Origin of the sequence: Alcanivorax sp. (assembly GCF_051117345.1) — a bacterium.
GTDB lineage: Bacteria > Pseudomonadota > Gammaproteobacteria > Pseudomonadales > Alcanivoracaceae > Alcanivorax.
On sequence record NZ_JBNPEC010000066.1, the window covers coordinates 1 to 11208 of the forward strand.

The following is an 11208-nucleotide window of genomic DNA, read 5'->3' on the forward strand; positions in this document are numbered from 1 at the left end:
AGTTATTCAGAGGCTCCCTAAGACAACACGGGGATAGACAGCAATGACAGATAATCTGGATCACGCAAACGACAACTCTCTTTATAGCCAGGTAGGCGGCGAAGCCGCTGTCCGAGCCGTGGTAACCGAGTTTTACAACCGGGTGCTGGAAGACCAGGCGCTGGCCCCTTATTTCCGCCACAAACAGCGCAACGGGCTGGAGGAATCGCAGGTGCAGTTCTTCACCCAGGTGCTGGGCGGACCAAAGATTTATCAAGGCCGCTCAATGGCCGACGCCCACAAGAACCTGCATATCACTGACAAGAACTTCGACCGGGTGGCGGTTCACCTGAAAGAGACACTGGAGTCTCTGGATCTGGAACCCAGCCACATCGACACCATCATGAATACCGTTGCGCCATTAAAGAGGGACATCGTGAATACAGACGCCACCGAAAAGACCAATGGCAGCAGCCAGCCGAGCCCAAATGACACGGGACTTCGTGACGTGGACACCAGCAAGTCCGTCACCGACAGCCTGGAAGGCGTAAAAAGCACCATGGCCAGCCTGCAAGCCAATGTGTTTGTGGCTGACACCAACCTCAATATTGTCTACATCAACCCCCGTGCCGCCGAGACCTTGTCCACCATCGCCCAGCCGATCTTCAAGACCTTCGGCGTCAAGATCGAGGACATTCTCAACGGCCATATCCACCGCTTTCACCGTGACCCAAAGCGAGTGGAAACCATTCTTCGTGACCCCAAGGCCATGCCGCACTCTGCGGACTTCAACTTTGGCGGCGTCACCTTGCGCACCCGTATCAATGCGGTGATGAGCACGGAAGAAAAAATCATCGGCTACACCGTCTGCTGGGAAGACGTGACCACCGAGTTGCGCCAGGAAAATGAATTCCGACGCGTGATGAACATGGTGGACCAGATGCCCACCAACGTTTTCCTGTGTGATCGGGATCTGAAGATTATCTATCTGAACCCGGCCGCCATCGCCACCATGGAAAAGCTGGAATCCTACCTGCCCATCAAGGCCAGCGAATTGCTCGGTGCCAACATCGATGTTTTTCACAAACAACCCGAGCACCAGCGCCGCATTCTTTCTGATCCCACCAACCTGCCCTACCGCGCCCGCATCAATATTGGCGACGAGAAAGCGGATCTGCTCGTCAACGCGATCTATGACGCGGAAGGCAACTATGTGGGGCCCATGCTCACCTGGGAAATCATCACCGAAAAAGTCCTGCTGGAAGAGCGTATTCGAGGCACCGTGGAAGTGCTGGCCACCTCCTCCGAGGAAATGATTGCCACCAGTGACCAGATGGGTTCCAACGCCGGTGTCACCAGCAGCCAGGCCAACTCCGCCGTGCGTACCGCCGAAGACATCAACGAAAACGTCCAGGCAGTATCCAGCGGCATCGAGGAGATGGGCGCCAGCATCAAGGAAATCGCCAAGAATGCCACCGACGCCGCCCGCGTTGCCGACGAGACAGTCAGCATTGCCGAAGGCACCAACACGACTATCAGCAGCCTGGGCACCAGCAGCGCGGAGATCGGCAAGGTGATCAAGGTAATCACCGGTATCGCCCAGCAAACCAACCTGCTGGCCCTGAATGCCACCATCGAGGCCGCCCGTGCCGGCGATGCCGGTCGCGGCTTTGCCGTGGTCGCCAACGAAGTGAAAGAACTGGCCAAGGAAACCGGTTGGGCCACCGAGGACATCGGCCAGAAGATCGAGGCCATCCAGGTGGATGTGAAAGGCGCCATCGAAGGTATCGCCCGCATCAGCGAGGTGATTCATCACATCAGCCAGGTGCAGGGTTCCATTGCCTCCGCCGTGGAAGAACAGACCATCACCACCAACGAAATGGGTCGCCGGGTCGCCGACGCCGCCAAGGGAACCAACGAAGTGGCCGGTAATATCGGCGGCGTTGCCGAAGCGGCAAAAAGCACCAATGCCGGCGTCGACAGCATGCGTCAGGCCGCCACGGATCTGGCCAAACTGGCCGCAGACCTGCAGACCCTGGTGGTGGATGCAGAGCGCACCGGACGCGCGGATAACCAGAAATAATTGAGGGACCACGATCATGGCTACCACACAAGCACTGGTCATTGATGACTCCCGGGCCATGCGCCTGATCCTCGGGGACCTGCTTCAACAGTTGGGTTACGAGACCAACGAAGCCGGTGATGGCCAGCAGGCCATCACCCTGCTGGAGGGGGATGACACTATTCCCACTCTGGCCCTGGTGGACTGGAACATGCCGGTCATGAACGGCCTGGAATTTATCCGCGCGGTGCGACAGAAGCAGTGCTATAGCAACATGAAATTACTGGTGGTCACCAGTGAGGCGGAAGTGGGCCAGATGGTCGAAGCTCTCACCGCCGGCGCCGATGAATACCTGATGAAACCGTTTTCCTCGGAGGCCCTTGCCTGCAAGCTGGAAATGATGGGACTCCAAAGAGCAGAGAGAGCATGAGCAACATCCGTGTCTTTCTGGTGGATGATACTGCTGCAGTACGGCATATCCTCACCCAGATTCTTGAGGAAGACCCGGACATCGTTGTGGTAGGCACGGCTTCCGATGGACGCCAGGGTCTCGATCGATTGCAGCGGGTAGAAGCGGATCTGCTGATTCTGGATGTGGAAATGCCCGGCATGGGCGGGCTGGAAATGCTCAAGGAGCTGAAAGCCAGTCGCCCGGAATTGCCTGTGCTGGTGTTCAGTTCCATTACCGAGCGCGGCGCCATGGTGACCATCGAGGCCCTGTCCCTGGGCGCCAGCGATTATGTGCCCAAACCCGCCATGGTGGGCACCGCCGCAGAAGCCCGGGACTACATCAAGAACAGCCTGCTGGGAAAAATAAAAACCCTGTTGCGACGGGACAGCAAGCCGTCAGTCAAACCCGTGCCGCCCCCTCGCCCGGTGGCATCGCAGCTCCAGCATCAGCGCATTCCCGCCCGGGTGGATCTGGTAGTAATCGGCGCCTCCATGGGAGGGCCTCGGGCCCTGGGTCAACTGATCCCTGCCCTGCCTGGCGATTTTCCGGTACCGATTCTGGTTGTCCAGCATATGCCGGCAGTATTTACCCGCGCCCTGGCGACACGCCTGGACCAGAACGCCGACTTGAACGTTGCCGAATGCGACAGCAGCCAGCGCGCCGAACCCGGGCAGGTGTGGGTGGCCGCCGGTGACTATCACATGACCGTAGACAAAATCGGCGACAGCACACTGGTCGCTCCCCAGCGCAGTGAACCGGTGAATTTCTGCCGACCCGCCGTGGACATTCTGTTTGCCAGCGCCGCCAAAGCCTTTGGTCCCAATGTGCTGGCCGTGGTGCTCACGGGTATGGGGCAGGATGGCCTGGAAGGCTGTCGCCAACTGGCCGGAACTGGCGCCCAGATACTGGTGCAGGATCAACCCACCAGCGCGGTGTGGGGGATGCCCGGGGTGGTATCCCGGGCGGGGCTAGCCTGTGCGGAACTCCCATTGCACGACATGGCCACAGAAATTATGCGACGGGTTAACCGGGGCCGTCCCACGTTTCGTGCGCGACAACGCGCGACCATGAACCCTGAGGTGCACGGATGAGCTGTATCGATGAACACAGCTACCTCACCCTGTGTAATCTCCTCTCTGACCAGATCGCACTCAGCTTGCCACCGGACAAGGTCTACTTGGCCGAAGCCCGGCTGCAGAACCTGGCCCGACAACACACCCATGGCGACATCAATGCGCTGATCGAAAAAGCCTCTACCGTTGCGGACGATGCACTGCGAACCGAGCTGGTGGAAGCCATGGCAATCAACGAAACCTATTTTTTCCGCGACCCGATTCTCAGCCAGAGCTTCCTGGACACCATGATCCCTGCCCTGCTGGAAAAACGGCGTCGCGACAGGACGCTGCGAATCTGGAGTGCCGCCTGCAGTACTGGGCAAGAAGCCTATAGCGTGGCCATGTTGCTGGACCAACACTTCCCGCAATTGAAAGACTGGGACGTCACCCTGGTCGCCAGCGATTTCTCCCAGTCCGCACTGAACAAGGCACAACAAGGCAGTTACGGCCTGAACGAGATGAACCGGGGACTGCCCGCCCGCAACATGGCGCTCTATTTCGAGCAGCTGGGCCTGGATTGGCAGGTCAAACCGGCTATTCGCGAGCGAATCAGCTTTGAGAAAATTAACCTGGTCCGGGAATGGCCGGACAGCCTGCCGGTGTTCGACATCGTACTGCTGCGCAATGTGCTGCTGTACTTTTCCATGGAGGACCGCCAGCGGGTGCTGAGCCGGGTGCGCAAACATACCGCCCATGACGGCTACCTGCTGCTTGGCTCCACCGAGAGTCTGGAAAAAACCGCCGGCTTTGTCCCTGCCATCCCCGGAAGCCACCGCCCTTTTTACCAACCCGCGTGAAGGTGCTCACATGGATATGTCGTCACAACCCGCCATGCTGTCACAGAAAATTGCCCGTATCGGCGCCAATGTGCTCAGTGATTTCCTGAAAATTCCGGTGCGTGCCCAAAGCGGTCCGCCACCGATGATTCACAATGGCGCTGAGATTTCGATTTCGGGAAAGTGGAAAGGCAGCGTGACCGTCAGCACCTGCGAAAGCCTGGGCCAACGGATTGCCGGCGAGATGTTCCGAAAAGAGAATGACGCGGTGACCGGTGAAGATGTGGTCGACGCACTCACCGAACTGACCAACATCATTGCCGGCAACATCAAGGCCATCCTTCCCGGCCCCAGCCAACTATCGCTGCCCGTACCACTGGCTGTGCTGCCCAGCGAGCATCGCAACAATGTGGATGTACAGTTATTCGATGATCGTCAGGGGATGCTGCGCATCAGCCTGCAGCCGGCGGAGCATTGAAGCGAAGAGTCAAAAGTAAGCTACGAGTGGCTAGCTACTAGCTTCTAGTAACCACGCGTAGCAGGCGTTGTGCCAGCTATAAAACCGCCGCTGGAGGTGCGGTCCGTGACATCTACAGAGCCGCTGTAGGAACGGAGCGTAGCGGAGTAACGCACGTAGTTCAGTGCGGCCCGAAGGGTGAGCCCAGCGAATATTTCCCTCTTGAGTGACGAATCCGAGCCCGTGCGACAACCCGGGATATGAAGGTGACACCAGATCACGCGGGCGGCACCTAGCGCTCCTGATCGCCCTGCGGGCGACTTCCTCGCTGCGCGAGGTTCGCACCTCAAGAGGTGCTCCTACAGCAGCTTCGTAGCAATTTATCTCTCAGACCGGCTCACCATCCGACCCCGCGCTGCTGGACCGCAACCGGAAGGTGGCCTCGCCGATGGCCAGTAGCTGCCCCTGCTGATCGAACACTTCCATGGTGCTGTTATAGATTCTGGAACCACCGGCACGACGTGTGCCGATGGCACGGATCAAGCCTTCACCGGCCTGGCCGGTGAAGGTGGTGGTCATGGACAGGGTAACCGCCTTGCGGATGCGATCCGGATAGGGGCAGTAGGTGCCAGCACAGGCACCGGCCACATCCATCAGCGTGGCGAGTACGCCACCGTGAATCACGTTGCCCAGATTCAGGTGCTCCTGGCGCACCTGAAGCCCGAGGACCGCTCGACCTTCTACCCACTCCAGGAAATGCAACCCGATCAGAGCGGGAAACCCATTATTGAAACGCGCATTGGCGTCTTCCATGGAAAACGCGGACGGCGGTACTGCTGGCATGTATTGTCCTCGGCAGAAGCGGGATCAGGCCCGCCCCTGCACCATCTGTTCTACCTGGGCCACCACATCCTTGAGTCTGGGCCCCAGGTTCTCAATCAGGGTTCGGCGGCTGAGGCGCAGTGAAGAACCACCGCAATTGAACGGCACCACCTGGGCGCCACCATCCAGGATCAGCGGCACAGCAACGCCGCTCACATCCCGGTTCCACTCGCCGTCAGAAATGCAGAAACCGTACTCCTGATACTCCTCATAGGCGGACTGCAGGCTGCGCTCCAGTTCCGGCCAGGCCGCCGGGTCCTGCCGGCGGATCTGTTCGAGATATTGCTCGCGTTCGGATTCCGGAGTCGCCGCCAGAAAAGCACGCCCCAGCGCCGAGGTGGCCATGGGTACACGGGAGCCGATATTCAGGCGCAGCACCAGCGGGCCATTGCCCTGACATACCTGGATGTACGTTACCTGGGCGCCATCCGGCGCCCCGATGGCCACCATGCAATCGGTGGCATCGGCCAGCTCCTGCATAAAGGGACGGGCCAGTTCACGCACCCCCTCGCTGGCCAGATAACGGTAGCCCAGATCCAGCACCCCGGGGCCCAGACGGTATTTCTCCAGTTGCGGCACATAGCGCAGGTAACCGAGCTGGGTCAGGGTGGCTGTCATGCGCGATACCGTAGGACGCGGGATATTGGTGCGCTTGGCCAGCTCCGCGTTGCCAAGGTATTCATCGGACGGACCGAAACAGCGGAGAATATCCAGCCCCCGCGCCAAGGCGGTGACGAAATTGCGGTCTTTGTCGTTGGTGCCCACGTCGGCAACAGCTCTGCGCATTGGTGTATTTCCTTTCAGGCTTCGGGATCGGGAACCGTTCCCCGGCACAGCGGGCATAGATTCCACTTATAGTTATGTATTCACCGCGTAAATATAGCAAAAAGCGGTTTCACCTGCATAAGCCAGTCATGTTCATGACCCAAGGCCTGACGCACAATGGGATCCACACGGCAGGCAACTCAACCATGTCATGCCACGGACTGAGTGGTCAATATTTTAAAACTTCGTTCCATTATTGTATTGTGGGTATTCTGACTCAATAAGCAACCGACAAAAGGACATCCCCATGGGCTCGCTGCAACAGTTCTATATCAATGGTGAATGGGTCAACCCGGCCGATGGCGCCAGCAGTCATACCGTGATCAACCCGGCCACGGAAAGTCCCTTGGGTGAGTTGGCCATGGGCGGCGCAGCGGATATCGATGCCGCCATTAGTGCCGCGGCGACGGCCTTTCCGGCGTTCAGCGCCGAGCCCCTGGAAGTACGCCTCGGCTACCTGGGACGGATTGCCGAGGGTTACCAGGCACGGCTGGAAGAGATCGCCCAGGCGATCAGCCAGGAAATGGGCGCGCCCATCAGCATGGCGCGCAAGGTGCAGGCCCCCATGGGCCTCGGCCATCTGAAAACCACCCTGGCCGTGGCCCGGGATTTCCCCTTTGAAGAACAGCTCGGCCAGGCGCAGATTCGGCGGGCCCCTGCCGGCGTTTGTGCTCTGATCACCCCCTGGAACTGGCCCATGAACCAGGTCATGTGCAAGGTGGCGCCGGCCATCGCCGCCGGCTGCACCATGGTGCTCAAGCCCAGTGAGTTTGCCCCGCTGTCGGCGCAGATACTGGCCGAAATCATCGACGAGGCGGGCCTGCCTGCCGGGGTCTTCAATATGGTCCACGGTGATGGCGCCCAGGTCGGTCCGCTACTGTCCAGTGATCCGCGTATTGATGTGGTCTCCCTGACCGGCTCCACCCGGGCTGGTGAATCCGTGAGCCGCGAGGCCGCCGCCACCATCAAGCGGGTATCCCTGGAACTGGGCGGCAAATCCGCCAACATCCTGCTGCCCGGTTGTGATCTGCAAAAGGCAGTTACCCACGGGGTACGGGCGATGATGAACAACACCGGCCAGAGCTGTAACGCCCCCTCGCGGATGCTGGTACCCGCCGATCAGTTAGCGGAGGCAGAGGCCATTGCCGCCGAGGCCTGTAACAGTATTGTGGTGGGCGACCCGCAGAACGACGACACCGTCATCGGTCCCATTGCCAACGGCCGCCAGTACCAGCGGGTGCAATCCATGATCGAAAAAGGTGAGGAAGAAGGTGCCAAACTTGTGGCAGGCGGCACCGGCAAGCCGGAGGGACTGGAAGCCGGCTATTTCGCCCGTCCCACCGTCTTCAGCCAGGTCAGCAACACCATGACCATCGGCCGCGAGGAAATTTTCGGCCCGGTACTGGTGATGATTCCCTACCAGACTGTGGACGAAGCAGTGGCCATCGCCAACGACTCGGACTATGGCCTCTCCGGGTATGTCTCCGGCGAAGACAGCGAAGCACGCGCTGTGGCCGCCCGGTTGCGCACCGGCATGGTGCATATCAATGGTGCCGGCCCGGATTTGCAGGGGGCCTTTGGTGGCTACAAGCAATCCGGCAACGGCCGCGAATGGGGCCGCTTCGGGCTGGAGGAGTTTCTTGAAACCCAGTCCCTATTCCTTCCGGGCTGAGCCCGCCTCAGACTTTCACCCGTCATTTACGGACACAAATATCCCTATTTTGTGTACTGGCACTAGCGCCCCGGCCGGGGCGCCACAGTGCCATTTACCTGTTCTGCTGTAACCCCGAGTATCGTGACATTCTTTAATGTCACAGTTTGACATCCACCGGACATAACCGGTCGGGACCAGGAGGACACATGACAACAACAGCATCCAGCAATATCAAAGCCGGTCAGCAGAGCGCACAGAAGGTACCGCTGGGCGCCACCGTGAACATTCCCCCTCGTCGCCTGGATTTCCAGTTCGACGACAAGACCACGGCGCGCTACTTCTACGATAACGACCCCTTCCTGAGTGCTTTCTGGTTGAGTCTGTCTGCCCTGTTTCCGGAAGGTGAAGCCTTCTTCGTGGACTCCGTGCGTCATTACCGCAAAGAGGTTACCGACGCCAAGCTGAAAGCCCAGGTAGCCGGCTTTATCGGTCAGGAAGCCATGCACAGTAAAGAGCACGAAGCCTGGAACGAGATGGGCGTTAAATTCGGCTACCCGACTGACCAGCTGGACAAGACGCTGGGCAAGCTGCTCGGTCTGGTGCAGAAACGCACCCCCAAGATCTTCCAGTTGGCGGCCACCGTGTGTCTGGAGCACTACACTGCCATCATCGCCGAGCAACTGCTGCGCGAGCCGGAGCACCAATCCCGCATTCTCGACGACGCCACTGCAAAACTGTGGCTGTGGCACGCTCTGGAAGAGAACGAGCACAAGACCGTTGCCTATGACGTGTATGAGAAAGTCAGTGGCAGCTATGCCATTCGCGCCGGTGCCATGATCCCTACCACGGTGATCTTCTTCGCGGTGCTGGGCGTCTTCCAGGCGCGCATGCTGGCCTCCGATGGCCGCCTGCTGAACGTGAAAAACAACTGGAACGGCATCAAGTTCCTGTTCGGTCGCAAGGGCCTGTTTACCAAGCTCGCGCCTCAGTACCTGGACTTCTTCAAACGCGACTTCCACCCCTCCCAGCACGACACCGACGCGCTGCTGGATGAGTGGCGGGAAAAACTGTTCGGCGCCGAGGGCCTGCTCACCGAGCAACACGCCCAGGCCAGCCAGCGCAAGGGCAAGAAAGCCCACTGATCGATTCTGACTCTATCCTTTCAGGGCCGCTTTATGCGGCCCTTTTTTATTGGGAGCCGCAGCACTCCACACGCATCACGCACAACGCAGGAAAGTCATTACATGTAGGGTGCACTGAGCCTAAGGCGAACTGCACCATTCGCGCGCCTGATCGGTGCAGTTCGCCTTAGGTTCAGTGCACCCTACGTCTCATCTGCCCACCAATTCCTGCGTTTCTTCACTTGCTTCCACCACGACGTCCTGTAGAACAGTAGCAACCATGGGATGTCATTCATGAAGTCTCTGAACCTGATCGCCTTACCGCTACTGGCTCCTCTGTCCCTGTTTGCCGAACCGGCAACCCTGGAGCCGGTGACTGTTACCAGTACCCGCATGGAAAGGCCCCTGGCCGACACGCCGGCCGCCATCACCATCGTAGATGCAAGCAGTAATCTGCACGGGCAGTCCCGCCTGCAACTGGACGAAAGCCTCAACCGGGTCCCAGGCCTTTACCTGCAGAACCGTTACAACTTCGCCCAGGGGTTGCGCCTGTCATCCCGGGGCTTTGGTTCCCGTGCGCCGTTCGGTGTCAGAGGATTGCGCATCAACGTGGACGGTTTCCCGGAAACCCTGCCGGACGGTCAATCACAACTGGACAGCATCGACCTGTTTGCGGTGAAACAACTCACTGTACTGCGTGGCCCCAGTTCTCTGTTCTACGGCAACGCCACTGGTGGCGTGGTGGACATCACCACGCAATCCGGGAAAACCCGCAACGATAGCGCCAGCGTGTCGGTGATCGGCGGCAGCCACGGGCTGAAACAAGCCAATGTGCAGACCACGGGGCGCCATGATCAGGGGCACCACGCCCTCAGCCTGACGGCTCTGGATTACGAGGGTTTCCGCGAACAGAGCGAGGTCCGCAAGTATCAGTTCACCGGCCAGGCCGGCTGGGATCTTACCGACACCCGTGCAGTTACTGTGTTTCTCACCGCCATGGATACGCCCGTTGCTCAGGACCCGGGAGGTTTGACCCGCCAACAAGCTCATCAGGAGCGGCGACAAGCCAGCCGCTTTGCCTCCCGGCTGGATGCCGGTCAGCAGGTCGACCAGCAACGTCTGGGTCTGCATTATCGCGATGACGCCTTCGCCAATGGACGGCTCAATGCCCGCGCCTTTATCAGCCAGCGGGATTTTCGCCAGCAACTGCCCTTCCCCGGCAGCAGCCTGATTGATTACCACCGGCTGTTTTACGGCGCCCGGCTGGATTACACCCTGCCCTTTACCGTATTGACGCTACCGCACCGTCTGTTAGTGGGCGTTGATATGGATCGTCAGGAAGACGACCGTGGTCGCCGGTCGGTCAGCCCCACTGGCAACATCACTGCCGTCACCGCCGACGAAGACCAACAGGCCAGCGCCGACGGTATTTTTCTGCAACTGGACAGTCACTTGTCAGATAGCGTTATGCTCACAATCGGTGGCCGGGCAGATCGGCTGCGCATGACCATCGACGATGCATTGCTGACTGATGGCAACGACAGTGGTCGCCGGGAGTTTGCAGAAAACAGCTACAGTGCCGGGCTGAGCTGGCAAGTCAGCCCCGCGCATACGCTCTACACGACGGTCAGTTCTGCCTTTGAAAGCCCCACCTTTACCGAACTGGCCAACCCTTCCGGTGCAGGCGGTTTCAATCCAGGCCTGGAACCGCAAACCGCACTGAACCGGGAAGTGGGCGCCCGTGGAGCGCTGGGAAATCGGCTTTTTTACGAAGCGGCCCTATTCCGGGTGGATGTGGATGATGAAATCACCCCCTCCAAGATCAGAGGCCGCACCTTTTACCAGAACGCCGGGGAGACCCATCGGGATGGCCTGGAGCTGGGGCG

Annotated in this window: 10 protein-coding genes; 8 read left to right on the forward strand and 2 right to left on the reverse strand. The window is 59.5% G+C overall.

The window, feature by feature from the left end:
• Nucleotides 1–43: 43 nt before the first annotated feature.
• From ACFE0K_RS04185 to ACFE0K_RS04205, 5 genes are read left to right on the forward strand one after another with little or no spacing between them, the layout of a single operon-like run.
• Entirely contained in the window at nt 44–2062 is a 2019-nt protein-coding gene (locus ACFE0K_RS04185; protein WP_434534865.1) for a methyl-accepting chemotaxis protein, read from the forward strand.
• Nucleotides 2063–2078: 16 nt separating this feature from the next.
• Complete coding sequence (locus tag ACFE0K_RS04190; protein ID WP_434534866.1) at nt 2079–2471, forward strand: response regulator; 393 nt, start codon at nt 2079–2081, stop codon at nt 2469–2471.
• The gene (cheB, locus tag ACFE0K_RS04195; protein WP_434534867.1) at nt 2468–3583 is read left to right on the forward strand and encodes a chemotaxis-specific protein-glutamate methyltransferase CheB; all 1116 of its coding nucleotides are present in this window, start codon (nt 2468–2470) and stop codon (nt 3581–3583) included. Before ACFE0K_RS04190 ends, cheB begins: the two co-directional genes overlap by 4 nt.
• Complete coding sequence (locus tag ACFE0K_RS04200) at nt 3580–4404, forward strand: CheR family methyltransferase (RefSeq protein WP_434534868.1); 825 nt, start codon at nt 3580–3582, stop codon at nt 4402–4404. The genes cheB and ACFE0K_RS04200 overlap by 4 nt, the downstream gene beginning before the upstream one ends.
• Nucleotides 4405–4414: 10 nt before the next feature.
• Complete coding sequence (locus ACFE0K_RS04205; protein ID WP_434534869.1) at nt 4415–4861, forward strand: chemotaxis protein CheX; 447 nt, start codon at nt 4415–4417, stop codon at nt 4859–4861.
• 366 nt (nt 4862–5227) lie between these two features.
• On the opposite strand, the gene ACFE0K_RS04210 is transcribed toward ACFE0K_RS04205, so the two are convergent.
• A complete protein-coding gene (locus ACFE0K_RS04210; protein ID WP_434534870.1) occupies nt 5228–5683 on the reverse strand; it encodes a PaaI family thioesterase in 456 nt (151 codons plus the stop codon).
• A 24-nt stretch (nt 5684–5707) separates the two neighbouring features.
• Nucleotides 5708–6508 carry an IclR family transcriptional regulator gene (locus ACFE0K_RS04215; protein ID WP_297769007.1) on the reverse strand — a complete coding sequence of 267 codons (801 nt, stop codon included), beginning with the start codon at nt 6506–6508 and terminating at the stop codon, nt 5708–5710.
• Between the two features lie 286 nt (nt 6509–6794).
• On the opposite strand from ACFE0K_RS04215, the gene ACFE0K_RS04220 reads away from it, so the two are divergent.
• The 3 genes from ACFE0K_RS04220 to ACFE0K_RS04230 form a co-directional block, all read left to right on the forward strand.
• The gene (locus ACFE0K_RS04220) at nt 6795–8219 is read left to right on the forward strand and encodes an aldehyde dehydrogenase family protein (protein WP_434534871.1); all 1425 of its coding nucleotides are present in this window, start codon (nt 6795–6797) and stop codon (nt 8217–8219) included.
• Nucleotides 8220–8407: 188 nt separating this feature from the next.
• Nucleotides 8408–9343, forward strand: a complete 936-nt coding sequence (locus tag ACFE0K_RS04225) for a metal-dependent hydrolase (protein ID WP_434534872.1) — start codon at nt 8408–8410, stop codon at nt 9341–9343.
• Nucleotides 9344–9616: 273 nt separating this feature from the next.
• Nucleotides 9617–11208, forward strand: a 1592-nt coding sequence (locus ACFE0K_RS04230; RefSeq protein WP_434534873.1) for a TonB-dependent receptor family protein, incomplete at its 3' end; no start/stop codon positions are given.

Excerpts from the sequence above, each read along its gene's own strand:
- ACFE0K_RS04225 (WP_434534872.1), top strand. The coding sequence starts at position 8,408 with ATGACAACAACAGCATCCAGCAATATCAAAGCCGGTCAGCAGAGCGCA.
- cheB (WP_434534867.1), top strand. The coding sequence starts at position 2,468 with ATGAGCAACATCCGTGTCTTTCTGGTGGATGATACTGCTGCAGTACGG.
- ACFE0K_RS04210 (WP_434534870.1), bottom strand. The coding sequence starts at position 5,683 with ATGCCAGCAGTACCGCCGTCCGCGTTTTCCATGGAAGACGCCAATGCG.
- ACFE0K_RS04200 (WP_434534868.1), top strand. The coding sequence starts at position 3,580 with ATGAGCTGTATCGATGAACACAGCTACCTCACCCTGTGTAATCTCCTC.
- ACFE0K_RS04185 (WP_434534865.1), top strand. The coding sequence starts at position 44 with ATGACAGATAATCTGGATCACGCAAACGACAACTCTCTTTATAGCCAG.
- ACFE0K_RS04205 (WP_434534869.1), top strand. The coding sequence starts at position 4,415 with ATGGATATGTCGTCACAACCCGCCATGCTGTCACAGAAAATTGCCCGT.
- ACFE0K_RS04215 (WP_297769007.1), bottom strand. The coding sequence starts at position 6,508 with ATGCGCAGAGCTGTTGCCGACGTGGGCACCAACGACAAAGACCGCAAT.
- ACFE0K_RS04220 (WP_434534871.1), top strand. The coding sequence starts at position 6,795 with ATGGGCTCGCTGCAACAGTTCTATATCAATGGTGAATGGGTCAACCCG.
- ACFE0K_RS04190 (WP_434534866.1), top strand. The coding sequence starts at position 2,079 with ATGGCTACCACACAAGCACTGGTCATTGATGACTCCCGGGCCATGCGC.